Here is a 21,747-nt window from a genome sequence, read left to right as displayed (position 1 = left end):
CCACCTGCACCGGCGTCGAGATGTTCCGCAAGCTGCTCGACCAGGGCCAGGCGGGCGACAATGTCGGCCTCCTGCTGCGCGGCATCGACCGCGAGGGCATCGAGCGCGGCCAGGTGCTCTGCAAGCCGGGCAGCGTCAAGCCGCACACCAAGTTCGAGGCCGAGGCCTATATCCTGACCAAGGAAGAGGGTGGCCGTCACACGCCGTTCTTCGCCAACTACCGCCCGCAGTTCTACTTCCGCACCACGGACGTCACCGGCACCGTCGGCCTGCCGGCCGGCACCGAGATGGTGATGCCGGGCGACAACCTGAAGTTCGAGGTCACGCTGATCTCGCCGATCGCCATGGAGGAGAAGCTCCGCTTCGCCATCCGCGAAGGCGGCCGGACCGTCGGCGCCGGCGTCGTCTCGAAGATCATCGAGTAGCACGCCAACACGGTGAAGGGTGGCCGGGGTCCGACCCGGCCACGACACGTAACCTGACAGCCGAAGAGGCGAAGAAATGCAAGGTCAGACTATCCGCATCCGGCTGAAGGCCTTCGACTATCGCGTGCTCGACGCCAGCACGGCGGAGATCGTGAACACGGCCAAGCGGACCGGCGCGCGCGTGCGCGGGCCGATCCCGCTGCCGAACAAGATCGAGAAATTCACCGTGCTGCGCGGCCCGCATATCGACAAGAAGAGCCGCGAGCAGTTCGAGATCCGCACCCACAAGCGCCTGCTCGACATCGTAGATCCGACCCCGCAGACCGTGGACGCGCTGATGAAGCTCGACCTCGCCGCGGGCGTGGATGTTGAAATCAAGCTCTGAGGGACTGGGAAAGATGCGTTCCGGAGTATTAGCAAAGAAGCTGGGCATGACCCGGCTGTTCCTGGAGGACGGGCGGCAGGTTCCTGTCACCGTCCTGCACATGGAGAATGTCCAGGTCGTGGCGCAGCGCACCGGCGAGCGTGACGGCTATACCGCCGTGCAACTCGGCGCGGGCGCGGCCAAGGCCAAGCGCACGACCCAGGCGATGCGCGGCCATTTCGCCGCCGCCAAGGTCGAGCCGAAGCGCAAGCTGGCCGAGTTTCGGGTCAGCCCCGAGAACCTGATCGGGGTGGGCGAGGAGATCACCGCCGACCATTATTTCGCGGGCCAGTACGTGGACATCGCGGGCACGAGCATCGGCAAGGGTTTCGCCGGCGGCATGAAGCGGCACAATTTCGGCGGCCTCCGGGCGACGCACGGCGTGTCGGTCAGCCACCGGTCGCACGGTTCGATCGGCCAGTGCCAGGACCCTGGCAAGGTGTTCAAGGGCAAGAAGATGGCCGGCCACATGGGTTCGGTCCGTGTGACCACGCAGAATCTCGAGGTCATGCGCACCGACGCCGACCGCGGGCTGATCATGGTCAAGGGCGCGGTTCCCGGCTCCAAGGGCGGCTGGGTGACGATCAAGGACGCGGTCAAGAAGGCGGTGCCGGAGAATGTGATCCTGCCGGCCGCGCTGCGCTCCGCCGCCGAGGCCGCGCACGCCGCGGCGCAGAAGGCCGCCGCCGAGGCGGCCGCCGCCGAAGCCGAAGCCCAGCGCGCCGCCGCCGAGGCCGAGCAGGCGGCGATCGAGGCGGCCGAGGCCGCCGCGAGCGAGGCGCCGACCACCGACGACGCGGCCCCCGAAGGGAGCGAGGAGAAATGAAGACCGATGTGATCAAGCTGGACGCGTCCGCGGCCGGGTCGATCGAGCTCGACGACGCGATCTTCGGGCTGGTCCCGCGCGCCGACATCCTGCACCGCGTCGTGCGCTACCAGCTGGCCAAGCGCCAGGCCGGCACGCATTCGACGCTCGGCAAGTCGGAAGTGAGCTATTCGACCAAGAAGATCTATCGCCAGAAGGGCACCGGTGGCGCCCGTCACGGCTCGCGCAAGGCGCCGACCTTCCGCAAGGGCGGCACCTACAAGGGCCCGACCCCGCGCAGCCATGCGCATGATCTGACGAAGAAGTTCCGCGCCCTCGGCCTGCGGCACGCGCTGTCGGCCAAGGCCGGCGCCGGCGATCTCGTCGTCATCGAGAGCGCCGAGCTGTCCGAGGCCAAGACCAAGGCGCTCGCCCAGACGGTGAAGAACCTCGGCTGGAAGCGGGTGCTGGTGATCGACGGGGCCGAGGTCAATGCGAATTTCGCACTGGCGGCCCGCAATATCGACGGCTTCGACGTGCTGCCGAGCATCGGCGCGAATGTCTATGACATCCTGCGCCGCGATACGCTCGTGCTGACCAGGGCCGGTGTGGAAGCGCTGGAGGCGCGGCTGAAATGAACGCGAAGCCGGAACATTACGACCTGATCCGCAAGCCGATCATCACCGAGAAGGCGACGATGGCGTCCGAGCATGGCGCCGTCGTGTTCGAGGTGCATATGGACGCGACCAAGCCGCGGATCAAGGAAGCGGTCGAGAGGCTGTTCAATGTCAAGGTGAAGGCGGTCAACACCACCGTCACCAAGGGCAAGGTGAAGAAGTTCAAGGGCCGCCCCGGCCGCCGCAACGACGTGAAGAAGGCCTATGTGACGCTCGTCGAGGGCAACACCATCGACGTGTCGACCGGCCTCTGAGCGAGACACGGGCCTAACGGACAAGCGCCCGCGAGGGCGACATGAAGGCGCCCCTCCGGGGCGACGAGAAAAATAGCGCCCCTCCGGGGCGACAAGCAAACGGAAGACAGCAAGATGGCGTTGAAATCGTACAAACCTACGACGCCGGGCCAGCGCGGGCTGGTTCTGATCGACCGTTCGGAGCTTTGGAAAGGCCGCCCCGTCAAGTCCCTCACCGAGGGCCTGACCGGACAGGGCGGACGGAACAATACCGGGCGGATCACCATGCGTCGGCGTGGCGGCGGGGTCAAAAGGCTCTACCGGATCGTGGACTTCAAGCGGCGCAAGTTCGACGTGCCGGCGAAGGTCATCCGCATCGAATACGACCCGAACCGGACCGCCTTCATCGCGCTGATCGGCTATGCCGACGGCGAACAGGCCTATATCCTGGCGCCGCAGCGCCTGGCGGTTGGCGACAATGTGATCGCCGCGGCCAAGGCCGACATCAAGCCGGGCAATGCCATGCCCTTCAGCGCGATGCCGATCGGCACGATCGTGCATAACGTCGAGATGAAGGCGGGCAAGGGCGGCCAGATCGCGCGCGCGGCGGGCACCTATGCCCAGTTCGTCGGTCGCGACGGCGGCTATGCCCAGATCCGCCTCTCCTCGGGCGAGCTCCGGCTGGTGCGGCAGGAATGCATGGCGACGGTTGGCGCGGTGTCGAACCCCGACAATTCGAACCAGAATTTCGGCAAGGCCGGCCGCATGCGGCTGAAGGGCTATCGCCCGAAGGTCCGCGGCGTCGTGATGAACCCGATCGACCACCCGCACGGCGGCGGCGAAGGCCGCACCTCCGGCGGTCGGCATCCGGTGTCCCCATGGGGCAAGCCGACCAAGGGTGCGCGCACGCGCACCAACAAGGCGACCACGAAGTTCATTCTTCGCTCGCGCCACCTGAAGAAGAACAAGCGGTAAGGAGCCCTCATGTCACGCTCTGTCTGGAAAGGCCCCTTCGTCGATTCGTTCGTTCTGAAGAAGGCCGAGAAGGCCCGCGAGTCGGGTCGCAACGAAGTCATCAAGATCTGGTCGCGCCGGTCCACCATCCTGCCGCAGTTCGTCGGCCTGACCTTCGGCGTCTATAACGGCAAGAAACATATCCCGGTGAATGTCACCGAGGAGATGATCGGCCAGAAGTTCGGCGAATACAGCCCGACCCGGACCTACTACGGTCACGCGGCCGACAAGAAAGCGAAGCGGAAGTAAGCCATGAGCAAGGAAAAGAACCCGCGCCGCGTGGCCGACAACGAGGCAATGGCGGTCAGCCGCATGCTGCGCACCTCGCCGCAGAAGCTGAACCTGGTCGCCGCGCTGATCCGCAACAAGCCGGTCGACAAGGCGCTGAGCGATCTGACCTTTTCGAAGAAGCGGATCGCCGAGGACGTGAAGAAGACGCTGCAATCCGCGATCGCCAACGCCGAGAACAACCACGGGCTCGACGTGGACGAGCTGGTGGTGGCCGAGGCTTATGTCGGCAAGAACATGGTGCTGAAGCGCGGCCGTCCGCGCGCCCGCGGCCGCTTCGGCAAGATCCTGAAGCCGTTCAGCCAGGTTACGATCAAGGTCCGCCAAGTCACCGTCGAGGAGCACGCCTGATGGGTCAGAAGATCAATCCGATCGGCCTGCGCCTGCAGGTCAACCGTACCTGGGACAGCCGCTGGTTCGCCGACGGCAAGGAATACGGCAAGCTCCTGCATGAGGATCTCGCGATCCGGCAGTATATCAAGAAGCACGCCGCCCAGGCCGGCATCAGCCGCGTGATCATCGAGCGTCCGCACCGCAAGTGCCGGGTGACGATCCACGCCGCGCGCCCCGGTGTCATCATCGGCAAGAAGGGCGCCGACATCGAGACGCTGCGCAAGTCGCTGGCGCAGTTCACCAAGTCGGAGCTGCATCTCAATATCGTCGAGGTGCGCAAGCCCGAGATCGACGCCGCGCTGGTCGCCGAGAATATCGCGCAGCAGCTGGAGCGTCGCGTGTCCTTCCGTCGTGCCATGAAGCGCGCGGTGCAGAACGCGATGCGTATCGGCGCGCTCGGCATCCGGATCAATGTCGGCGGCCGCCTCGGTGGCGCCGAGATCGCCCGGACCGAGTGGTATCGCGAGGGGCGGGTGCCGCTGCACACGCTGCGCGCGGACATCGACTATGCGATCGCCGAGGCCAAGACCGCCTATGGCATCATCGGGATCAAGGTCTGGATCTTCAAGGGCGAGATCCTCGAGCATGATCCGCAGGCCCGCGATCGTCGGCAGGCCGAGTTGCAGGAAGGCGGCGGCATGCGCCCGCAGCGTTCCCGCGACGCACGCTAAGCCCTCGGGAGAGAGAAGATGCTTTCACCAAAGCGCACCAAGTTCCGCAAGCAGTTCAAGGGCCGCATCCATGGCGAAGCCAAGGGCGGCACCGAGATCAGCTTCGGCCATTACGGCCTGAAGGCGACCGAGCCGGACCGGATCACCGCGCGCCAGATCGAGGCCGCCCGCCGGGCGCTCACCCGCCACATGAAGCGTCAGGGCCGGGTCTGGATCCGGGTATTCCCCGACGTGCCGGTGACCAAGAAGCCGACCGAGGTCCGCATGGGCAAGGGCAAGGGCGCGGTCGAATTCTGGGCCGCGAAAGTGAAGCCCGGCCGCGTGATGTTCGAGATCGACGGCGTGGCCGAGGATGTCGCCAAGGAGGCGCTGCGCCTCGCGGCGATGAAACTGCCGATCAAGTGCCGGTTCGTCTCCCGCGAGGACTGGTAAGCGGCGGGTGCGAAAGCACCCACCCCGCGCGAGCTGACGGAAGGCCTCGGGAGACCGGGGCCTTTTCGCTTTTCCGGCGCGTCGCGGGGGGGGGCGAGGATCATATGCGTTTCGATCAAGCTCGCCCGTGGCGACGTCGGCTCGTCGTTGGCCCCCGCGTCGCGACCCGGCTGGAATGCCGGCCGCGGGAACAGCCGCCGCGGGCGATGCGGACGCGGGTGCCCAACTCCGCCGCGACCTCCAATCCCGCGGAATTCCAAGCCCGAAAGGGCTTTCCCGCATTGCATCCCGTCGCTCACGCGGCTATAGGGCGCGCTCACTCTGACCTCCGCCAGAATCAGGGTCACCCGAACAGGGGCTCTCTGGCGATGTTGAAAAGGATACAGGGCCATGAAAGCGGCCGATCTGCGGGAGAAGACTCCCGACCAGTTGCGCGACCAGCTCGCCCAGCTGAAGAAGGAAAGCTTCAACCTGCGTTTCCAGCAGGCGACCGGGCAGCTGGAAAGCACTGCGCGCATGCAGACCGTCCGCCGCGACGCGGCGCGGGTCAAGACCATCCTGAACCAGAAGGCCGCCGCCGCGGCCAATGTCGACCAGAAGGCGGAGGCCTGAGATGCCCAAGCGTATCCTGACCGGCACCGTGACCAGCGACAAGAACGAGAAGACCATCACCGTCCTCGTTGAGCGCCGTTTCACCCATCCGGTGCTGAAGAAGACCGTGCGCAAGTCGAAGAAGTACCGCGCGCACGACGCCCTGAACCAGTTCAAGACCGGCGATATCGTCCGCATCCAGGAATGCGCGCCGATCTCGAAGAACAAGCGCTGGGAAGTCGTGGTCGACGCGGCGGAGGCGACCACCGCCGCCTGAGACCGGAAAATTCGAAACCGCGGGGCCCGGGATCACGGCGTCTCCGCAGGTCGGGAGTAACAGACTATGATCCAGATGCAGACCAATCTGGATGTCGCTGACAATTCCGGTGCTCGCCGGGTTCAGTGCATCAAGGTTCTCGGCGGCTCGCACCGCCGCTACGCCTCCGTCGGCGACATCATCGTGGTGTCGGTGAAGGAAGCGATCCCCCGCGGCCGCGTGAAGAAGGGTGACGTCCGCAAGGCCGTCGTCGTCCGCACCGCCAAGGAAGTGCGCCGCGAGGATGGCACCGCCATCCGCTTCGACCGCAACGCCGCCGTCATTCTGAACAACCAGAACGAGCCGGTCGGCACCCGCATCTTCGGGCCGGTCGTGCGCGAGCTGCGCGCGAAGAACTTCATGAAGATCATCTCGCTCGCGCCGGAGGTGCTGTGATGGCCGCGAAACTCAGGAAGGGTGATCGCGTCGTCGTGCTGACCGGCAAGGACAAGGGCAAGAAGGGCGAGATCGTTCGCGTCATGCCCAAGGACAACAAGGCCGTGGTCGATGGCGTGAACGTCGCGATCCGCCACCAGCGCCAGACCCAGACCAGCCAGGGCGGTCGCGTGCCGAAGCCGATGCCGATCGATCTTTCGAACCTCGCGCTTCTCGATTCCAAGGGCGAGGCGACCCGCGTCGGCTTCCGCTTCGAGGGCGAGACCAAGGTTCGCTACGCCAAGACCACGGGGGAGGCGGTCTGATGCTCGACGCCACGACCTACACGCCGCGCCTCAGGGCGGTCTATCGAGACAGTATCCGGGCCGCGCTCAAGGAAGAGTTCGGCTACAAGAACGACATGCAGATCCCGCGGCTCGACAAGATCGTGCTCAACATGGGCGTCGGCGAAGCCGTCTCGGACAGCAAGAAGATCCGTTCGGCCGAGGCCGATCTGGCGCTGATCGCCGGCCAGAAGTGCATCGTCACCAAGGCCAAGAAGTCGATCGCCGGCTTCAAGGTCCGCGAGGAGATGCCGCTCGGCGTCAAGGTGACCCTGCGCCGGGACCGGATGTACGAGTTCCTCGACCGCCTGATCACCGTGGCGATGCCGCGTGTCCGCGACTTCCGCGGGGTCAACTCCAAGAGCTTCGACGGCCGCGGCAACTATGCCTTGGGCCTCAAGGAGCACATCGTCTTCCCCGAGATCAATTTCGACAAGATCGACCAGGTCTGGGGCATGGATATCGTCATCTGCACCACCGCGAAGAACGACGCGGAAGCGAAGGCATTGTTGAAGCATTTCAACATGCCGTTCACGGCGTGACGGGCGGGAGAGAGTAGAATGGCCAAGGCAAGCATGATCAACCGCCAGAAGAAGCGTGAAGTTCTGGTGGCGAAATACGCGGTGCGCCGCGCCGCGCTCAAGGCGATCGCCCGCGACGAGAACGTCTCGCGCGAGGAGCGCTTCAAGGCGAGCCTCAAGCTCGCGAAACTGCCGCGCAATTCGTCGGCGACGCGCCTGCACAACCGCTGCGAGGTTACGGGCCGTCCGAAGGCCTATTATCGCAAGTTGCGCATGTCGCGCATCGCGCTCCGGGACTATGCCTCGATGGGGCAGATCCCGGGCATGGTCAAGTCGAGCTGGTAAGGGGGAACGGACATGTCGATGAATGATCCCCTGGGCGATATGCTCACCCGCATCCGCAACGCCTCGCTGCGCGGCAAGTCCACGGTCCGCACCCCGGCCTCGAAGATCCGCGTCTGGGTTCTCGATGTGCTGAAGGCCGAGGGCTATATCCGCGGCTACGAGGAGGTGAAGTCCAAGGACGGTCACCCCGAGATCGAGATTTCGCTGAAGTATTTCGACGGGGCTCCGGTCATCCGCGAATTGCGCCGTGTCTCGACTCCCGGCCGGCGCGTCTATTCCGGCGTGAAGGAGATCCCGCAGGTTCGCCAGGGCCTCGGGATCGCGATCGTCTCGACGCCGAAGGGCGTCATGTCCGATGCACAGGCTCGCTCCGTCAATGTCGGCGGCGAAGTCCTGTGCACCGTGTTCTGAGGAGAGGGCAATGTCTCGCATTGGCAAGAAACCGGTCGAGCTGCCCAAGGGCGTCAGCGCCACTGTCTCGGGGCAGACCGTCGAGGTGAAGGGGCCGAAAGGCATCCGCGCATTCACCGCGACCGACGATGTGACGATCGCGCTCGACGAGGGCGCCGTGACGGTCAAGCCGCGCGGCACCTCCAAGCGCGCCCGGCAGCAGTGGGGCATGTCGCGGACCCAGGTCGCCAATCTGGTGACCGGCGTCAGCACCGGCTTCAAGAAGGAAATGGAGATCACCGGCGTCGGCTATCGCGCGGCGGTGCAGGGCAAGATGCTCAAACTGTCGCTCGGCTACAGCCATGACGTCGATTTCGCGATCCCCGACGGCGTCACCATCGCGACGCCCAAGCCGACCGAGATCATCGTCGAGGGCATCGACCAGCAGGTGGTCGGTCAGGTCGCGGCGAATATCCGCGAATGGCGCAAGCCCGAGCCGTACAAAGGCAAGGGTATCAAGTACAAGGGCGAATTCATCTTCCGCAAGGAAGGCAAGAAGAAGTAAGGAGCGCTTATCATGGCGAACAGCAAGAGAGAGTTGTTCCAGAAGCGCCGCCTGCGCGTCCGGAACAAGCTGAGGAAGATGGCCAACGGCCGTGCCCGGCTCAGCATTCATCGGTCCAGCAAGAACATCTCGGTCCAGTTGATCGACGATGCACGGGGCCACACCCTGGCCGCCGCCTCGACGCTCGAGGTGGGTCTGGGGTTCCAGGGCAAGAACAACAAGGAAGCCGCCGCCAGGGTGGGCGCCGAGATCGCCGCGCGCGCGAAGGCCGCCGGCGTCGAGGAGGTCTATTTCGACCGTGGCGGGTTCCTGTTTCATGGCAAGGTCAAGGCCCTTGCGGATGCCGCCCGTGAGGGCGGTCTGAAGTTCTAGGGAGAGACCGGAATGGCAAGAGAAGACAACCGCGGCGGCGGCCGCCGCGACCGGGACGAGAACCCCGAGTTTCAGGACCGCCTCGTCGCGATCAACCGCGTCTCCAAGACGGTGAAGGGCGGCAAGCGCTTCGGTTTCGCCGCGCTCGTCGTCGTCGGCGACCAGAAGGGTCGCGTCGGCTACGGCAAGGGCAAGGCCCGCGAGGTTCCCGAGGCGATCCGCAAGGCGACCGAGCAGGCCAAGCGCCAGATGATCCGCGTGCCGCTGCGCGAGGGTCGGACGCTGCACCACGACATGAACGGCCGTCACGGCGCGGGCAAGGTGGTGATGCGGGCGGCGCCGGCCGGTACCGGCATCATCGCCGGTGGTCCGATGCGCGCCGTCTTCGAGATGCTCGGCGTTCATGACGTCGTCTCGAAGTCGCTGGGCAGCCAGAACCCCTACAACATGATCCGCGCGACGATCGACGGGCTGCAGAGCCAGACGAGCCCGCGTCAGGTCGCACAGCGCCGCGGCAAGAAGGTCGCGGACATCCTGCCGCGCACGGATGGCGGATCGAACGCGCCCGCCAGCGAAGCGGTCGTCGAAGCCAGCGAGGCCTGAGAGACATGGCAACCATCGTCGTCAAGCAGATCGGCTCGCCGATCCGCCGTCCGGCCGTCCAGCGCGCGACGCTGATCGGCCTCGGGCTCAACAAGATGAACCGTACGCGCGAACTGCCGGACAATCCGTCGGTGCGCGGCATGGTGGAGAGCATCCCGCATCTGGTGACAATCGTGGAGGAGCGCGCCTAAGCGCTTCCACCTTGCCGCGGCGGGTTTTCCCGTCGCGGTTTTTCCACACCGGCCTCGATCGAGGCCGCGCAAACGCTCCGGTTCGCCGGGGCGTTTTGCGTCTTTGGGCGCCCGCGTTTCGGTGCGATTTTTTCGGCGTCTTCGTGTAGGATGTCGGCACTGCCAAACTGACCAGATCACGAAATCACGCCGTCAGGAATTGCTCCGACTGGCTGACCATGTGGCACCGGGGCGGTGAACCGATCGGCTTTGGGGGCTACCATGACCCGTGCCAACGCGCTTCGCGTCGCTACCGTTCTTGCTCTCACCTTGTCCGGCCCGGCGCTCGCGGACGACGCGGCCGAGATCAAGGCGGCTCAGGCCTCCTGGGAGGCGGCTTTCGCCGCCGGCGATGGCGCGGCCGCGGCCGAGGCGGTCTTTACCGAGGACGCGCGTCTCCTGCCGCCAGGCGAGCCGATGGTGGTCGGCCGCGAGGCGATCGGCGCCTATTGGCAGGCGGGAATCGACGCGGGATTTCACTCGCTGAAGCTCGGCCTCACGGCGGTCGAGGTGATCGGCGACACGATGATCGAGACCGGAACCTGGTCGATCAAGTTCCCGGGCATGGACGGCGGCGCGGAGGGTGAGGCGAGTGGCAAGGCGCTCGTCATCTGGAAGAAGGGCGCGGATGGAACCTGGCGGATGAGCCAGGACATGTGGAGCCCTGATTCCTAGAGCGGGCGACCCGGTTGCACCGGGTCGCCCGCTCTAGAGTCTTGAATTTGCGCAATGTCTTAACCACCGGACGATTCCGTCCGGTTGGACATTGCTCTAGAGCGGATGAGCCGGCTCTGCCGGATCGGACTCCGCTCTCGATCGCCAGAACGCCCATGCCGCCGAGACTGGCACGGTGGCGGTAGATCGCGAGCGCGCCAAGGCCCGAGGTGGCGCCTGCGAGAATCGCCCCGGTCAGTGGCTCGACATGGCCGAACGTCAGCGGACGCGGCGCCAGCATGGTGAAGAGCGACAGCATGCCGACGGCGAGCAGCGACTTCAGCGTGAACCGCGGCCCCCTCCGGGCCCAGGCCAGCCAGTAGAACGGCAGGTTCAGCACGAAAAGACCGGGCCGAAATCGAGCCCGGTCCAGAGCGATATGAGCAGCGCGTGACCGGCCATCTGGCCGGTCACGAAGCCGAGATGCTGGAGCAGGACCAGCCCCGGCGCCGTCATCGAGGTGCCGATGAACAGGCCCTGGGCATCTTCGAACCGCGAATGGCGGGCGGGGGAAAGTCTTCCGCCGCCTGCCCGTCGCGCGGCACCGGTCGGGTTAGCCCACCAGCGCCTTGTTCAGGTTCTCATCCACTTTCTCGAGCCAGCCCTGGGTGGTCAGCCATTTCTGGTCCGGGCCGACCAGCAGCGCGAGGTCCTTGGTCATGTCGCCGGATTCGACGGTATCGACGACGACCGTCTCCAGCGTCTCGGCGAAACGCTTCAGCTCGGCATTGCCGTCGAGCTTCGCACGATGCTTGAGACCGCCGGTCCAGGCGTAGATCGAGGCGACGGAGTTGGTGGAGGTCGCCTTGCCCTTCTGGTGCTCGCGATAGTGCCGGGTCACCGTGCCATGCGCCGCCTCGGCCTCGACGGTCTTGCCGTCCGGCGTCATCAGGACCGAGGTCATCAGGCCGAGCGAGCCGAAGCCCTGGGCCACGGTGTCGGACTGCACGTCGCCGTCGTAGTTCTTGCAGGCCCAGACATAGCCGCCCGACCATTTGAGCGCCGAGGCCACCATGTCGTCGATCAGGCGGTGCTCGTAGATGATGCCCTTCGCCTTGAACTTGTCGGCGAATTCGGCCTCGTAGACTTCCTGGAACAGATCCTTGAAGCGGCCGTCATAGGCCTTGAGGATGGTGTTCTTGGTCGACAGGTAGACCGGCCAGCCGAGGTTCAAGCCGTAGTTCAACGACGCCCGGGCGAAGTCGCGGATCGAATTGTCGAGGTTGTACATGCCCATGACGACGCCGGCCGAAGGAGCCTCGTAGACGTCCCGCTCGATCTTCGTGCCGTCCTCGCCGACGAAGGTCAGGGTCAGCTTGCCCTTGCCGGGGAAGCGGAAGTCCGTCGCACGATACTGGTCGCCGAAGGCATGGCGGCCGACGACGATCGGCTTGGTCCAGCCCGGCACGAGGCGCGGCACGTTCTTGCAGATGATCGGCTGGCGGAAGATGGTGCCGCCGAGGATGTTGCGGATCGTGCCGTTGGGCGACTTCCACATCTGCTTGAGGCCGAATTCCTCGACGCGCTGCTCGTCGGGGGTGATGGTCGCGCATTTGACGCCAACGCCGTACTTCAGGATCGCGTTGGCGGAATCGATGGTGATCTGGTCGTTGGTCCGGTCGCGCTCCTCGATGCCGAGGTCGTAATATTTCAGGTCGATGTCGAGATAGGGCAGGATCAGCTTCTGCTTGATGAAATCCCAGATGATCCGGGTCATTTCATCGCCATCGAGTTCGACGACCGGGTTGGCGACTTTGATCTTGCTCATTGTTGGGGTTCCCTCGGTTCTGGAAGCGCAGTGGAATCGTCCGACTGCTAGCCTATATCCCAGCGCAAGAAAAGACAGGTATACTGAAGTATACCAAAATAGACGCGGCTTGTCGGGTAAGGTCCGGCGAGGTATGAGGCCCGCCGCGTGGGACGAGCGGGGCGAACGGGTGGCGGGCACGGATCACGGTGGCGAAGGCGGCCCGGAAATCGGCTCGGAAACGCGGGCGGAATCGCCCCGGGGGCCGACCTTCATTCTCGTCGCACCGCAGATGGGCGAGAATATCGGCGCGGCGGCGCGGGCGATGTGGAACTTCGGCCTCGACAGGATGCGGCTTGTCGCCCCGCGCGACGGCTGGCCGAACCCGCGGGCGGTCGCGATGGCGAGCGGCGCGGCGCATGTCCTCGACCGGGTGACGGTGCATGACAGCGTGCTCGACGCGGGCGCGGATCTCGGCTTCGTCTTCGCCACCACGGCGCGCGACCGGTCGCTGACCAAGCAGGTGATGACACCGGAGCAGGCGATGGCCGAGGCGCGGGCGATGATCGCCGCGGGCGAGCGGGTCGGCATCCTGTTCGGGCCGGAGCGGGCGGGATTGGAGAACGCCGATATCGTCCGGGCGAACGCCGTGATCTCGGTGCCGGTCAATCCGGCCTTCGGCTCGCTGAACCTCGGCCAGAGCGCGCTCCTCATCGCCTACGAATGGATGCGCCAGGTCGATGCGACCCCGCCCGCGACCTATGTGCTCGCCGGGGCGGAGCGGGCGACGGGCATCGAGGTCGAGAAGTTCATGGAGCATCTGGTGGCCCGTCTCGACGCCGCGGGTTTTTTCTTTCCCGAGCACAAGCGGCCGCACATGGTCGGCAATCTCGAGAACCTGTTTCGCCGCGCGCCGCTGACCGACGCCGATATCCGCACCCTGCACGGGGTTGTGCGCGCGCTCGCCGTCAAGCGGCCAGGCCGGAAATGACGCTTGTCGGGCCCGGATCCCGCGCATAGATCCGGGGCCTGCCCGCCCGGAGGCCAGCGATGACCAAGACCCGCAGCATTTTCGAGGAGGTCGGCGCCGAGGCGCCGCCACCGCCCGCGCCCGTGCCGGCCCGCCGGCCGCCCTCGGCGCGGCGGGCGATCTCGGTCTGGCTGATGGTCCTGTTCGCGCTGGTCGCCGTGATGATCGCGGTCGGCGGCGTCACGCGGCTGACCGATTCCGGCCTGTCGATCACCGAATGGCGACCGGTGACCGGCGCGCTGCCGCCAATGGACGACGCGACCTGGACGGCGGAGTTCGACAAATACCGCGCCACCCCGCAGGCGGGGATCCTCAATCCCCATATGACGCTGGCGGAATTCAAGTCGATCTACTGGTGGGAATGGGGCCACCGCCAGCTTGGCCGGCTGATCGGCGTGGTCTGGGCTCTGGGCTTCGTCTGGTTTCTGGCGCGGCGGCGGATTCCCGTCGGCTGGACGCCGCGGCTGCTCGGGCTCGGGATCCTCGGCGGCGCGCAGGGGGCGATCGGCTGGTGGATGGTCGCGTCCGGCCTCACCGGCGAAATGACCAGCGTCGCCTCCTACCGCCTCGCCATCCATCTCGGCCTCGCCTTCGCCATCCTCGGCCTCATCGCCTGGTACGTTCTGTCCTTGCGGCGCGAGGAGGCGGATCTGCTGCGGGCGCGGCGGCAGAGGAACGAGGGGCTGATGGCCTGGGGGACCGCGCTGATCGTCGTCGCCTTCGCGCAGGTGGTGCTCGGGGCGCTCGTCGCCGGCATCGACGCGGGTCGGGCCTATCCGGAATGGCCGCTGATGGCCGGCCAACTGGTACCGCCGGGCGCCTTCGATCTGCGGCCGGCATGGCGCAACTTCCTCGACAATCCCGGTCTGGCACAATTCAACCACCGCGTGGTCGGCTATCTCCTCCTGCTTCTCATCATCATCGCCTTCTGGCGCGCGCGGGCGAGCGCGCTCGCCTCGCTGCGCGCCGCCTTCGCGGCGGTGTTGCATATGGGGCTCCTGCAGGTGGCGCTCGGCATCGCGACGGTGCTCTACGCCGCGCCCTGGCAGGTGGCGCTGCCGCATCAGATCGGCGCGGTCGCTCTCTTCACCCTGATCGTGCGAGCGCGCTTCACGGCGCTCTACCCGCCGGCCCAGCGCATCGCGCGGGGCTGAGCATGGCGCCGATCGTCTCCGTCGAGCGGGCGCGCAAGGTCTATGGCTCGGGCCTCGAGGCGCTGCGCGGCGTCGATCTCGCCATAGAGGAGGGCGAGATCCTGGCGCTGCTCGGGCCGAACGGCGCGGGCAAGACCACGCTGATCTCGACGATCTGCGGGATCACCTCGCTGACGGATGGCCGGATCACCGTTGGCGGGCACGACGTGGTCCGCGACTATCGCGCGGCGCGGGCGCTGATCGGGCTGGTGCCGCAGGAGGTGAAGCTCGAAATCTTCGAGACTGTGATGAACACCACCCGCTTCTCGCGCGGGTTGTTCGGCAAGCCGCCCGACGACGGCTATCTCGAGGAGTTGCTGCGCCGCCTCTCGCTGTGGGACAAGCGCGACGCGATTATCAAGGAGCTGTCGGGGGGCATGATGCGCCGGGTGCTGATCGCCAAGGCGCTGTCGCACAAGCCGCGGGTGCTGTTTCTGGACGAGCCGACGGCCGGGGTCGATGTCGAGTTGCGCAAGAGCATGTGGGAGATCGTGCGCGAACTGCGCGCGGGCGGGACCACCATCATCCTGACCACCCACTATATCGAGGAAGCCGAGGCCATCGCCGACCGCGTGGGGGTCATCAACGGCGGCCGCGTCCTGCTGGTCGAGGACAAGGCGACGCTGATGCGCCGCATGGGCCGCAAGCGCCTGACGATCGAATTGCGCGCGCCGATTTCCGCGGTGCCGGACTCGCTCGCGGACTACGGGCTCGTCCTCGGCGCGGACGGCGGCGAGCTCGAATATTCCTACGATACCGGCGCGGCGCGGACTGGCATCGCCTCGCTGCTGCGCGACCTGACGGCGGCGGGGCTCGGCTTGCGCGATCTGCGCACCGAGCAGGATTCGCTCGAGGATATCTTCGTCAGTCTGGTGAAGGAGGGCGCATGAACGGCCGGGCGATCGGGGCGATCTACAACAAGGAGATGGCGCGCACCTTCCGCACGCTGTGGCAGAGCCTCGTCTCGCCCGTCATCTCGACCGCGCTCTATTTCGTGGTGTTCGGCGCCGCGATCGGCGGGCGTATCCAGGAGGTCGAGGGCATCGCCTACGGCGCCTTCATCGTGCCCGGCCTCATCATGCTGACCGTGCTGACCCAGAGCATCACCAACGGCGCGTTCGGCATCTATTTCCCGAAGTTCGTCGGCACAATCTACGAACTCCTGTCGGCGCCGATCTCGTATCGGGAAATGGTGATCGGCTATGTCGGAGCGGCGGCGACCAAGGCCTTCTCCATCGGATTCATCATCTACCTGACCGCCAATCTGTTCGTCGAATTGCCGGTGAAGCATCCCGTTTGGATGCTCGGGTTCCTCGCGCTGACCTGCGTCAGCTTCAGCCTCTTCGGTTTCATCATCGGTTTGTGGGCGAAGAATTTCGAGCAGTTGCAGCTGGTTCCGATGCTGATCGTCTCGCCGCTGGTGTTTCTCGGCGGCGCATTCTATTCGATCGACATGCTGCCCGCGCCGTGGCGGACGATCGCGCTGTTCAATCCGGTGGTCTATCTGATCTCGGGCTTCCGCTGGTCGTTCTTCGGCCTGTCGGACGTCGGGGTCGGGCTCAGCCTGCTTGCGATCTCGGCCTTCACGCTCGCCTGCCTCGCCGTCATCGGCTGGATGTTCCGCACGGGCTACAAGATCCGCGACTGAACCGCGGACCGGTCATCTTTCGGTGAGAAGCCCGATTCCGATCAGGACAAAGGTCGCAGGCCCGGGGCTGGCCGATTGCCGCCGCCGTGCCGATGGCTAAGATTTACCCATCGCCTTGGGAGTCGAAACATGCCGCTTCATCCGCTCAGGGGGCTCGCGATCGCCGGGCTGCTGGCGTTCGGGAACGCCGCCGTCGCGGGCGAGGCGCAGGACCGGCTGTTCGCGCTGGGTGTCCTTGACTCGGTCGAGACCGGCCAGGAACTGGTCTACGGCTTCGAGCGGCGGGGCGATTTCCCGCCTGACAAGCTCAGCGCGGTGACCGACGGCGTGGCGCGGCTCGACATGCGCGCCGGGGCGGACGGCAAGCGCGCGGTGGTCGTCGCGCTCAACGACGGCGCGCGCGACGAGACCTTCGATCCGTTTCCCGCCGACGCCGGCAATCCGATATTCATGGTCTTCATGGAGCAGAACGTGCGCGCGATGGCCGCCCTGACCGGCGGCAGCCCGTTCTATATCCGCAACCGCATGCGCGAGGCGCTCGGCGCGCAGGACAGCGTGACGCCGGTCGATGCGACCTATGACGGCCGGACAGTTCCCGCGCGCCGGGTCAGCTTCAAGCCCTTCGCCGGCGACGGCAATCGCGAGAAGATGGGCCCCTTCGCCCAGCTTGAGATCAGCTTCGTGATGAGCGACGCGGTACCGGGCGAATTCGTCTCCATGGATTCGGTCACCGGGCCGGGACCGAAGGGCGAGCCTCTGATGCGGCTCGCCGTTCATCTCGACGGGGTGGAAAAGGAGGACTGAAATGCGGCGTTTCCTTGCCTTGGCCGCGCTCGTCTGCCTCGCGATTCCGGGCGCGCCCGTGTCCGCGCAACAGGCCGGCGCGGCGGCCAACGACTATCCGACCGAGGCGCGCGCGGATTATGTTTTCGTCTGCATGGCGACCAACGGCCAGACCCGCGAGGCGCTGCGCCGCTGCTCCTGCTCGATCGACGTCATCGCCTCGATCCTGCCCTACGAGCGCTATGTCGACGCCGAGACCGTGCTCTCGATGCGTCAGGTCTCCGGCGAGCGGGTCGGCATGATGCGCGACGCCGCCAGCGCGAACGAGTTTGTCCGCGACCTGCGCCGGGCCCAGGCCGAGGGCGATGTGCGCTGCTTCTGAGAGGCTGTTTGAAAACCCGGACGGGCCGGTCCGGCGCGTCTGGCCGCGCTCAACTTCCGAGCGGGAAACTCGCGTCGAAGACGCCGCCGTCGGTGTCGGTCGCATGGACCTCCAGCGCCTCGCCCTGGCCGGAATCGGTGTAGCGGAAGCGGAAGGTCGGGTCCTCGCTGATCGAGATGCCGCCCTCCATGCTGAAGAGCAGCTCCGATCCCTGGCGCACCTCCATCAGGTTCACGAATTTCGCCGGTATGAAAAGATGGGTGATCTGGTTGCGCTGCAGGCCGGAATAGTTCGGATGCCGCAGCATCACCTGTGCCTCGCGCCGCGTACCCGCCTGCGAGGGTGTGGCGTCGAACCAGCGGGCCTTCATCTTGCCGAGCGCGGCCAGAGCAGCCGCCGCGTCCTTGGAAGCCGGGGCGGAGCACCCGCCCGACGCCTTGACGAAGCGCCCGGTCATGTGGAGCTGGCCGTCCGCCGTCTGGGCGATCACGCGCACGTTGGAATAGACATTGACCCGGATCCGCGTCTCGAGATCGATCGGTCCCATCGCCGGCCCGAAGTCGAACACCGCGACCACCGGCGCCGGATTCTCGTCGACGACCAGGGTCAACCGGGTGATCGGCGCGGTTCCCTCCAGTTGGGTGATGTGGATCGGAACGATTGCCGCGTCCTCGGCCCGGGTCGGGGCCTCCAGTCGAAGGAGGTCCGCCCCGTCGAGGATCGGCCCGTCGCCGACGACATCGACCCGGATCTCGTCCCAGGTCGGGCTCGGAGCCATCGGCGCCTCGTCCGCGAGCGCGGGCAGCGGCAGCAGGAGCGCGAGGAAGGCGGCGATCCAGATCGGCGGGGTCATGGCGCGGGTTCCTTTGCTGAACGTCCAGTCTACGCCAGCCGTGCCCGCCGCGAAATCCGACATTGGTGTGCCCCGAGATGATCGATCTTCTGCTCGAACTCTGCCTGCGCGACATGCCGGAGACCTGCGCCCGGCACCTGTTGCCCGGCGCCTGCGTCGAGGCGCGCGCGCGCGCTTGGGCCGCGGCGCATCCGGCGGCGGTGCCGCGCGGCTGGTCCTGCGCCGATCCGGCGACGGCGGTGGCTCCGCTCGCGGTGACCGAGGTCGCGCCCGGCGTCTTTGTCCATCGCGGCCGCGACGAGATGCCGAGCCCGGAGAACGCGGGCGACGAGGCCAATATCGGCTTCGTCATCGGCCGCGACGCGGTGGCGGTGATCGATGCCGGCGGCTCGCGCGGTGTCGCCGAGGCGCTCTACGCCGCGATCCGCGCCCGCACCGAGCTTCCGATCGGTTGGGTCATCTTGACCCATATGCATCCCGATCATGTCATCGGCGCCGCGCTGTTTCGCGAGGCCGGCGCCAAGGTCGTCGGCCACGCCCGCCTGCCCGACGCGCTGCTCAACCGGAGTGAGACCTATTCCGAGGCGCTGGTTCGCCAGATCGGCCCGCTCGCCGCGCTCGGTGGCGATATCGTCCTGCCGGACGAGACGGTGGCGGACCGCCGCGAAATCGACCTCGGCGGGCGTGTCCTGCTGCTCGAAGCGCATCCGACGGCACATACCGACAACGACCTGACCGTGCTCGACACGGACACCGGGACCTGGTGGATGGGCGATCTGGTGTTCCAGCATCATGCGCCCTCGGTCGATGGATCGGCCCTCGGCTGGATCGCGCTGCTCGACGCGCTGGCCGCGCGGCCGGCGGCGCGCATCGTTCCGGGGCATGGCGCGCCGTCGCTGCCCTGGCCGGAAGGGGCGGCGGCGACCCGGGACTATCTGGCCGGGCTGGTCGGCGAGACGCGCGCGGCTCTCGCCCGGGGCGAGAGCCTGACCGAGGCCGCGCCGCGGATCGGTCAGGATCTGCGCGGCGACTGGGTGCTGTTCGACGAGTTCAACACGCGGAACGCGACCGCCGTCTATCGCGAGCTGGAGTGGGAATAGTCAGCTGACCGCCGCCAGAATCCGGGCGATGGCAAAGGCGCGCTGCTCCAGCAGGACCGGCGTCTCGCAGACATAGGTCAGGGCCTGCGCTCGCTCGCGATAGACCCGGATGTCCCAGTTCAGCGTGTCGCGCATCTCCTCGACCTTGTCGAGATCGGGCTCCGGGGCCGCCTCCAGCGTCGCGATCTCGGCCTCGCGCGCCTTCACGCGGGTCGAGACATCCGCCTGCTTGTGCGCGTAGCGGCCGATCCCGGTGATGATCTGGGCGCGTTCGACGTCGATCCGGTCGAGCACGCCGGCGAAGAGCAGCGCCATGCGCGCCGGACGCTCCTCGGCCGGCAGCTTGGCCGCGTAGGCATCGGCAAGCGTCTTCACCTCGTCGAGCGAGGTCCGGCGGGCGGCGACGACATCGACCAGCCGCGCGAGCTCCGGGTCGGCAAGCCAGTCGCCCTCGGGCGGGGGGCCCGGCCACATCTGGCCGACCGACAGCGTCGGCACCTTGCGCTGAATGCAAGGCCAGTCGGGATCGTCGAAAGACGCGGCCGAGGCGGCGCCGGAAGACAGCGCGAACAGAAACGCGGTCAGGATTTTCGCGGCGATTCCGGCTCTTGTTTGCCTAGATTTCGTGCTCATCTCGGATTTCCCGCTGAAACGCCCTGGTGTTCGCGCTGCCATCTTGTCGGTCTCGGCAGGATGGCGGACAATTCCCGAGGAGGAAACGCTCTGGCGCGCTGACCCGCGACGGTCTCGGTTGTCGGGACCCCTGGCAAGAGGAATTGTGCATGATCGAGCTCGCATTCATCGTATGCCTCAAGACCAATCCGGCCGCCTGCGAGGAGCGCGTCCTCTCGTACCTGGCCCAGGACACCGGTCCGGGCATGTGCATGATCTGGGCCCAGCCCGAACTCGCGGCCTGGGCGACTGCTCATCCGAACTTCACGATCGCCAACTGGAAGTGCCAGAATTCCGATCACAAGAAGGTCGATATCTGATCGTCTGATCCTGCCACGAACGGGCCCGCGCGCGCCAATGGACTAAAGTCCAATGCGGCCGGACCCGAAAAGGCTGTCACAGCGCCCGGACTTGCCCGAATGTGAGCCACGCCGCCGCCGCCTTTTGAGGTGAGCCAGCGCGCGCGCGGGATTCCGCGCAGGATCAAGGTACAACGGCCCGGGGCCGATCGGAGGAACAGCCATGAAAACGTTAGCCGCCGTGGCACTGGAGGCGGGCAAGCCGCTTGAGGTGGTGGAGGTCGACCTGGAGGGGCCGCGGGCCGGCGAGGTCCTCGTCGAGATCAAGGCGACGGGCATCTGCCACACCGACGAATTCACCTTGTCGGGCGCCGATCCCGAGGGCCTGTTCCCGGCGATCCTGGGGCATGAGGGCGCCGGCGTCGTGGTCGATGTCGGCCCCGGCGTGACGAGCGTGAAGAAGGGCGACCATGTCATCCCGCTCTATACCCCCGAGTGCCGGCAGTGTCCCTCCTGCCTCAGCCGCAAGACCAACCTCTGCACCGCGATCCGCGCGACGCAAGGCCAGGGGCTGATGCCGGATGGAACCTCGCGCTTCTCGCTCGATGGCAAGCCGATCCATCACTACATGGGCTGCTCGACCTTCTCGAACTACACGGTCCTGCCGGAAATCGCCGTGGCGAAGGTCCGCGAGGACGCGCCCTTCGACAAGATCTGCTATATCGGCTGCGGCGTGACCACCGGCGTCGGCGCGGTCATCAACACCGCGAAGGTCGAGATCGGTTCGACGGCCGTGGTCTTCGGTCTCGGCGGCATCGGCCTCAACGTGCTGCAGGGGCTGAGGCTCGCGGGCGCGGACATGATCATCGGCGTCGATCTCAACAATGACCGCAAGGCCTGGGGCGAGCGGTTCGGCATGACGCATTTCGTCAACCCGGCCGAGATCGGCGAGGATATCGTCCCCTACCTCGTTAATCTGACCAAGCGCGGCGCGGACCAGATCGGCGGCGCGGACTACACCTTCGACTGCACCGGCAACGTCAAGGTGATGCGCCAGGCACTCGAATGCTCGCATCGCGGGTGGGGCCAGTCGATCATCATCGGCGTGGCACCGGCGGGGGCCGAGATCTCGACGCGGCCGTTTCAACTCGTCACCGGGCGGCAGTGGAAGGGCACGGCGTTCGGCGGCGCGCGCGGCCGCACGGACGTGCCGAAGATCGTGGACTGGTACATGGACGGCAAGATCGAGATCGATCCGCTGATCACGCACGTGATGCCGCTGGATCGCATCAACGACGCGTTCGACCTGATG

At 66.5% G+C, this 21,747-nt stretch carries 36 protein-coding genes; 31 read left to right on the top strand and 5 right to left on the bottom strand.

Annotated features, from left to right (window positions below):
• From Q0480_RS02105 to Q0480_RS02000, 22 genes are all read left to right on the top strand, one after another.
• A partial coding sequence (locus Q0480_RS02105; RefSeq protein ID WP_366940808.1) for an EF-Tu/IF-2/RF-3 family GTPase occupies positions 1 to 425 on the top strand: 425 nt, incomplete at its 5' end.
• Positions 426 to 501: 76 nt separating this feature from the next.
• Positions 502 to 810, top strand: coding sequence for a 30S ribosomal protein S10 (gene rpsJ / locus Q0480_RS02100; RefSeq protein ID WP_299130146.1), 309 nt, complete (start codon positions 502 to 504; stop codon positions 808 to 810).
• Positions 811 to 823: 13 nt separating this feature from the next.
• Positions 824 to 1,675 (top strand): 50S ribosomal protein L3, encoded by an 852-nt coding sequence (gene rplC, locus Q0480_RS02095; protein ID WP_299130144.1) that lies wholly within the window; start codon positions 824 to 826, stop codon positions 1,673 to 1,675.
• A complete protein-coding gene (gene rplD / locus Q0480_RS02090) occupies positions 1,672 to 2,292 on the top strand; it encodes a 50S ribosomal protein L4 (protein WP_299130143.1) in 621 nt (206 codons plus the stop codon). The genes rplC and rplD overlap by 4 nt, the downstream gene beginning before the upstream one ends.
• Positions 2,289 to 2,585: a 50S ribosomal protein L23 gene (locus tag Q0480_RS02085; protein WP_299130142.1), complete on the top strand. Its 297-nt coding sequence runs from the start codon at positions 2,289 to 2,291 to the stop codon at positions 2,583 to 2,585. The genes rplD and Q0480_RS02085 overlap by 4 nt, the downstream gene beginning before the upstream one ends.
• Before the next feature lie 114 nt (positions 2,586 to 2,699).
• The gene (rplB, locus tag Q0480_RS02080) at positions 2,700 to 3,539 is read left to right on the top strand and encodes a 50S ribosomal protein L2 (protein ID WP_299130140.1); all 840 of its coding nucleotides are present in this window, start codon (positions 2,700 to 2,702) and stop codon (positions 3,537 to 3,539) included.
• A gap of 9 nt (positions 3,540 to 3,548) precedes the next feature.
• A complete protein-coding gene (rpsS, locus tag Q0480_RS02075) occupies positions 3,549 to 3,827 on the top strand; it encodes a 30S ribosomal protein S19 (protein WP_299130139.1) in 279 nt (92 codons plus the stop codon).
• 3 nt (positions 3,828 to 3,830) lie between these two features.
• The gene (gene rplV / locus Q0480_RS02070) at positions 3,831 to 4,217 is read left to right on the top strand and encodes a 50S ribosomal protein L22 (protein WP_299130138.1); all 387 of its coding nucleotides are present in this window, start codon (positions 3,831 to 3,833) and stop codon (positions 4,215 to 4,217) included.
• On the top strand, positions 4,217 to 4,930 hold the full coding sequence (gene rpsC / locus Q0480_RS02065) for a 30S ribosomal protein S3 (RefSeq protein WP_299130136.1): 714 nt from the start codon (positions 4,217 to 4,219) through the stop codon (positions 4,928 to 4,930). Before rplV ends, rpsC begins: the two co-directional genes overlap by 1 nt.
• Positions 4,931 to 4,948: 18 nt before the next feature.
• Positions 4,949 to 5,362 (top strand): 50S ribosomal protein L16, encoded by a 414-nt coding sequence (rplP, locus tag Q0480_RS02060; RefSeq protein WP_299130135.1) that lies wholly within the window; start codon positions 4,949 to 4,951, stop codon positions 5,360 to 5,362.
• A 390-nt stretch (positions 5,363 to 5,752) separates the two neighbouring features.
• Positions 5,753 to 5,974, top strand: a complete 222-nt coding sequence (gene rpmC, locus Q0480_RS02055) for a 50S ribosomal protein L29 (RefSeq protein WP_299130133.1) — start codon at positions 5,753 to 5,755, stop codon at positions 5,972 to 5,974.
• 1 nt (position 5,975) lies between these two features.
• A complete protein-coding gene (gene rpsQ / locus Q0480_RS02050; protein ID WP_299130131.1) occupies positions 5,976 to 6,230 on the top strand; it encodes a 30S ribosomal protein S17 in 255 nt (84 codons plus the stop codon).
• Positions 6,231 to 6,296: 66 nt separating this feature from the next.
• Positions 6,297 to 6,665, top strand: a complete 369-nt coding sequence (gene rplN / locus Q0480_RS02045) for a 50S ribosomal protein L14 (RefSeq protein WP_035839254.1) — start codon at positions 6,297 to 6,299, stop codon at positions 6,663 to 6,665.
• Positions 6,665 to 6,970, top strand: coding sequence for a 50S ribosomal protein L24 (gene rplX, locus Q0480_RS02040; RefSeq protein ID WP_299130122.1), 306 nt, complete (start codon positions 6,665 to 6,667; stop codon positions 6,968 to 6,970). The genes rplN and rplX overlap by 1 nt, the downstream gene beginning before the upstream one ends.
• Positions 6,970 to 7,530: a 50S ribosomal protein L5 gene (gene rplE, locus Q0480_RS02035; protein WP_299130120.1), complete on the top strand. Its 561-nt coding sequence runs from the start codon at positions 6,970 to 6,972 to the stop codon at positions 7,528 to 7,530. Before rplX ends, rplE begins: the two co-directional genes overlap by 1 nt.
• A gap of 18 nt (positions 7,531 to 7,548) precedes the next feature.
• Entirely contained in the window at positions 7,549 to 7,854 is a 306-nt protein-coding gene (gene rpsN / locus Q0480_RS02030) for a 30S ribosomal protein S14 (protein ID WP_299130118.1), read from the top strand.
• Positions 7,855 to 7,866: 12 nt separating this feature from the next.
• Positions 7,867 to 8,265: a 30S ribosomal protein S8 gene (rpsH, locus tag Q0480_RS02025; RefSeq protein ID WP_299130116.1), complete on the top strand. Its 399-nt coding sequence runs from the start codon at positions 7,867 to 7,869 to the stop codon at positions 8,263 to 8,265.
• A 10-nt stretch (positions 8,266 to 8,275) separates the two neighbouring features.
• The gene (rplF, locus tag Q0480_RS02020; protein ID WP_299130114.1) at positions 8,276 to 8,809 is read left to right on the top strand and encodes a 50S ribosomal protein L6; all 534 of its coding nucleotides are present in this window, start codon (positions 8,276 to 8,278) and stop codon (positions 8,807 to 8,809) included.
• Positions 8,810 to 8,821: 12 nt separating this feature from the next.
• Entirely contained in the window at positions 8,822 to 9,181 is a 360-nt protein-coding gene (gene rplR / locus Q0480_RS02015) for a 50S ribosomal protein L18 (RefSeq protein ID WP_299130113.1), read from the top strand.
• Positions 9,182 to 9,193: 12 nt separating this feature from the next.
• Positions 9,194 to 9,784, top strand: a complete 591-nt coding sequence (gene rpsE / locus Q0480_RS02010) for a 30S ribosomal protein S5 (protein WP_299130111.1) — start codon at positions 9,194 to 9,196, stop codon at positions 9,782 to 9,784.
• Between the two features lie 5 nt (positions 9,785 to 9,789).
• Positions 9,790 to 9,975 (top strand): 50S ribosomal protein L30, encoded by a 186-nt coding sequence (gene rpmD, locus Q0480_RS02005; protein ID WP_299130109.1) that lies wholly within the window; start codon positions 9,790 to 9,792, stop codon positions 9,973 to 9,975.
• Between the two features lie 261 nt (positions 9,976 to 10,236).
• Entirely contained in the window at positions 10,237 to 10,689 is a 453-nt protein-coding gene (locus tag Q0480_RS02000; RefSeq protein WP_299130108.1) for an SgcJ/EcaC family oxidoreductase, read from the top strand.
• Here the strand turns inward: Q0480_RS02000 and Q0480_RS17925 are convergent.
• From Q0480_RS17925 to Q0480_RS01990, 3 genes are all read right to left on the bottom strand, one after another.
• Positions 10,622 to 11,068 (bottom strand): YitT family protein, encoded by a 447-nt coding sequence (locus tag Q0480_RS17925; RefSeq protein WP_366940807.1) that lies wholly within the window; start codon positions 11,066 to 11,068, stop codon positions 10,622 to 10,624. The two genes, Q0480_RS02000 and Q0480_RS17925, sit on opposite strands and share 68 nt — an antisense overlap.
• Positions 11,062 to 11,184 carry a hypothetical protein gene (locus Q0480_RS01995; protein WP_299130107.1) on the bottom strand — a complete coding sequence of 41 codons (123 nt, stop codon included), beginning with the start codon at positions 11,182 to 11,184 and terminating at the stop codon, positions 11,062 to 11,064. The genes Q0480_RS17925 and Q0480_RS01995 overlap by 7 nt, the downstream gene beginning before the upstream one ends.
• 97 nt (positions 11,185 to 11,281) lie before the next feature.
• Entirely contained in the window at positions 11,282 to 12,496 is a 1,215-nt protein-coding gene (locus Q0480_RS01990; protein ID WP_299130105.1) for an NADP-dependent isocitrate dehydrogenase, read from the bottom strand.
• Between the two features lie 133 nt (positions 12,497 to 12,629).
• Between Q0480_RS01990 and Q0480_RS01985 the strand changes: the two genes are divergently transcribed.
• The 6 genes from Q0480_RS01985 to Q0480_RS01960 all read left to right on the top strand — a co-directional run bounded on the left by Q0480_RS01985 (position 12,630) and on the right by Q0480_RS01960 (position 17,511).
• Positions 12,630 to 13,466, top strand: coding sequence for an RNA methyltransferase (locus tag Q0480_RS01985; protein WP_299130103.1), 837 nt, complete (start codon positions 12,630 to 12,632; stop codon positions 13,464 to 13,466).
• Positions 13,467 to 13,525: 59 nt separating this feature from the next.
• Entirely contained in the window at positions 13,526 to 14,659 is a 1,134-nt protein-coding gene (ctaA, locus tag Q0480_RS01980; protein WP_299130100.1) for a heme A synthase, read from the top strand.
• A 2-nt stretch (positions 14,660 to 14,661) separates the two neighbouring features.
• Positions 14,662 to 15,588: an ABC transporter ATP-binding protein gene (locus Q0480_RS01975; protein ID WP_299130097.1), complete on the top strand. Its 927-nt coding sequence runs from the start codon at positions 14,662 to 14,664 to the stop codon at positions 15,586 to 15,588.
• Positions 15,585 to 16,346, top strand: a complete 762-nt coding sequence (locus Q0480_RS01970) for an ABC transporter permease (RefSeq protein WP_299130096.1) — start codon at positions 15,585 to 15,587, stop codon at positions 16,344 to 16,346. Before Q0480_RS01975 ends, Q0480_RS01970 begins: the two co-directional genes overlap by 4 nt.
• Before the next feature lie 129 nt (positions 16,347 to 16,475).
• Positions 16,476 to 17,150, top strand: a complete 675-nt coding sequence (locus tag Q0480_RS01965; RefSeq protein ID WP_299130095.1) for a hypothetical protein — start codon at positions 16,476 to 16,478, stop codon at positions 17,148 to 17,150.
• Between the two features lies 1 nt (position 17,151).
• Positions 17,152 to 17,511 carry a hypothetical protein gene (locus Q0480_RS01960; RefSeq protein WP_299130093.1) on the top strand — a complete coding sequence of 120 codons (360 nt, stop codon included), beginning with the start codon at positions 17,152 to 17,154 and terminating at the stop codon, positions 17,509 to 17,511.
• Between the two features lie 49 nt (positions 17,512 to 17,560).
• Here Q0480_RS01960 and Q0480_RS01955 read toward each other — a convergent pair whose 3' ends face one another.
• A complete protein-coding gene (locus tag Q0480_RS01955) occupies positions 17,561 to 18,364 on the bottom strand; it encodes a quinoprotein dehydrogenase-associated SoxYZ-like carrier (protein ID WP_299130090.1) in 804 nt (267 codons plus the stop codon).
• Positions 18,365 to 18,441: 77 nt separating this feature from the next.
• Here Q0480_RS01955 and Q0480_RS01950 point away from each other — a divergent pair, with 77 nt between their 5' ends.
• The gene (locus Q0480_RS01950) at positions 18,442 to 19,464 is read left to right on the top strand and encodes a quinoprotein relay system zinc metallohydrolase 2 (RefSeq protein ID WP_299130087.1); all 1,023 of its coding nucleotides are present in this window, start codon (positions 18,442 to 18,444) and stop codon (positions 19,462 to 19,464) included.
• Here Q0480_RS01950 and Q0480_RS01945 read toward each other — a convergent pair whose 3' ends face one another.
• Positions 19,465 to 20,097, bottom strand: a complete 633-nt coding sequence (locus Q0480_RS01945; RefSeq protein ID WP_299130085.1) for a hypothetical protein — start codon at positions 20,095 to 20,097, stop codon at positions 19,465 to 19,467. It lies immediately after the preceding gene.
• A gap of 149 nt (positions 20,098 to 20,246) precedes the next feature.
• Between Q0480_RS01945 and Q0480_RS01940 the strand changes: the two genes are divergently transcribed.
• The gene (locus Q0480_RS01940) at positions 20,247 to 20,456 is read left to right on the top strand and encodes a hypothetical protein (protein WP_299130084.1); all 210 of its coding nucleotides are present in this window, start codon (positions 20,247 to 20,249) and stop codon (positions 20,454 to 20,456) included.
• 202 nt (positions 20,457 to 20,658) lie between these two features.
• Positions 20,659 to 21,747 (top strand): S-(hydroxymethyl)glutathione dehydrogenase/class III alcohol dehydrogenase (locus Q0480_RS01935; protein WP_299130082.1); only part of this gene is annotated, 1,089 nt, incomplete at its 3' end.

This window comes from uncultured Amaricoccus sp., from assembly GCF_937891315.1.
Taxonomy (GTDB): domain Bacteria; phylum Pseudomonadota; class Alphaproteobacteria; order Rhodobacterales; family Rhodobacteraceae; genus Amaricoccus.
Note: the sequence above shows the minus strand (reverse complement) of the source record. Positions and strands in the feature narration are given on the sequence as shown.

Coding starts and splice junctions, on each gene's coding strand:
- rplC (WP_299130144.1), top strand. CDS start 824: ATGCGTTCCGGAGTATTAGCAAAGAAGCTGGGCATGACCCGGCTGTTC.
- rplF (WP_299130114.1), top strand. CDS start 8,276: ATGTCTCGCATTGGCAAGAAACCGGTCGAGCTGCCCAAGGGCGTCAGC.
- rplV (WP_299130138.1), top strand. CDS start 3,831: ATGAGCAAGGAAAAGAACCCGCGCCGCGTGGCCGACAACGAGGCAATG.
- rpmD (WP_299130109.1), top strand. CDS start 9,790: ATGGCAACCATCGTCGTCAAGCAGATCGGCTCGCCGATCCGCCGTCCG.
- rpsN (WP_299130118.1), top strand. CDS start 7,549: ATGGCCAAGGCAAGCATGATCAACCGCCAGAAGAAGCGTGAAGTTCTG.
- Q0480_RS01995 (WP_299130107.1), bottom strand. CDS start 11,184: ATGACGGCGCCGGGGCTGGTCCTGCTCCAGCATCTCGGCTTCGTGACC.
- rplR (WP_299130113.1), top strand. CDS start 8,822: ATGGCGAACAGCAAGAGAGAGTTGTTCCAGAAGCGCCGCCTGCGCGTC.
- rplX (WP_299130122.1), top strand. CDS start 6,665: ATGGCCGCGAAACTCAGGAAGGGTGATCGCGTCGTCGTGCTGACCGGC.
- rpsJ (WP_299130146.1), top strand. CDS start 502: ATGCAAGGTCAGACTATCCGCATCCGGCTGAAGGCCTTCGACTATCGC.
- Q0480_RS01960 (WP_299130093.1), top strand. CDS start 17,152: ATGCGGCGTTTCCTTGCCTTGGCCGCGCTCGTCTGCCTCGCGATTCCG.
- rplE (WP_299130120.1), top strand. CDS start 6,970: ATGCTCGACGCCACGACCTACACGCCGCGCCTCAGGGCGGTCTATCGA.
- Q0480_RS01990 (WP_299130105.1), bottom strand. CDS start 12,496: ATGAGCAAGATCAAAGTCGCCAACCCGGTCGTCGAACTCGATGGCGAT.
- rplB (WP_299130140.1), top strand. CDS start 2,700: ATGGCGTTGAAATCGTACAAACCTACGACGCCGGGCCAGCGCGGGCTG.
- Q0480_RS02000 (WP_299130108.1), top strand. CDS start 10,237: ATGACCCGTGCCAACGCGCTTCGCGTCGCTACCGTTCTTGCTCTCACC.
- Q0480_RS01950 (WP_299130087.1), top strand. CDS start 18,442: ATGATCGATCTTCTGCTCGAACTCTGCCTGCGCGACATGCCGGAGACC.
- rpsQ (WP_299130131.1), top strand. CDS start 5,976: ATGCCCAAGCGTATCCTGACCGGCACCGTGACCAGCGACAAGAACGAG.
- Q0480_RS01945 (WP_299130085.1), bottom strand. CDS start 20,097: ATGAGCACGAAATCTAGGCAAACAAGAGCCGGAATCGCCGCGAAAATC.
- Q0480_RS01940 (WP_299130084.1), top strand. CDS start 20,247: ATGATCGAGCTCGCATTCATCGTATGCCTCAAGACCAATCCGGCCGCC.
- Q0480_RS01955 (WP_299130090.1), bottom strand. CDS start 18,364: ATGACCCCGCCGATCTGGATCGCCGCCTTCCTCGCGCTCCTGCTGCCG.
- ctaA (WP_299130100.1), top strand. CDS start 13,526: ATGACCAAGACCCGCAGCATTTTCGAGGAGGTCGGCGCCGAGGCGCCG.
- Q0480_RS01975 (WP_299130097.1), top strand. CDS start 14,662: ATGGCGCCGATCGTCTCCGTCGAGCGGGCGCGCAAGGTCTATGGCTCG.
- rplD (WP_299130143.1), top strand. CDS start 1,672: ATGAAGACCGATGTGATCAAGCTGGACGCGTCCGCGGCCGGGTCGATC.
- rplP (WP_299130135.1), top strand. CDS start 4,949: ATGCTTTCACCAAAGCGCACCAAGTTCCGCAAGCAGTTCAAGGGCCGC.
- rpsE (WP_299130111.1), top strand. CDS start 9,194: ATGGCAAGAGAAGACAACCGCGGCGGCGGCCGCCGCGACCGGGACGAG.
- rpmC (WP_299130133.1), top strand. CDS start 5,753: ATGAAAGCGGCCGATCTGCGGGAGAAGACTCCCGACCAGTTGCGCGAC.
- rpsH (WP_299130116.1), top strand. CDS start 7,867: ATGTCGATGAATGATCCCCTGGGCGATATGCTCACCCGCATCCGCAAC.
- rplN (WP_035839254.1), top strand. CDS start 6,297: ATGATCCAGATGCAGACCAATCTGGATGTCGCTGACAATTCCGGTGCT.
- rpsC (WP_299130136.1), top strand. CDS start 4,217: ATGGGTCAGAAGATCAATCCGATCGGCCTGCGCCTGCAGGTCAACCGT.
- Q0480_RS02085 (WP_299130142.1), top strand. CDS start 2,289: ATGAACGCGAAGCCGGAACATTACGACCTGATCCGCAAGCCGATCATC.
- rpsS (WP_299130139.1), top strand. CDS start 3,549: ATGTCACGCTCTGTCTGGAAAGGCCCCTTCGTCGATTCGTTCGTTCTG.
- Q0480_RS01970 (WP_299130096.1), top strand. CDS start 15,585: ATGAACGGCCGGGCGATCGGGGCGATCTACAACAAGGAGATGGCGCGC.
- Q0480_RS01965 (WP_299130095.1), top strand. CDS start 16,476: ATGCCGCTTCATCCGCTCAGGGGGCTCGCGATCGCCGGGCTGCTGGCG.
- Q0480_RS01985 (WP_299130103.1), top strand. CDS start 12,630: ATGAGGCCCGCCGCGTGGGACGAGCGGGGCGAACGGGTGGCGGGCACG.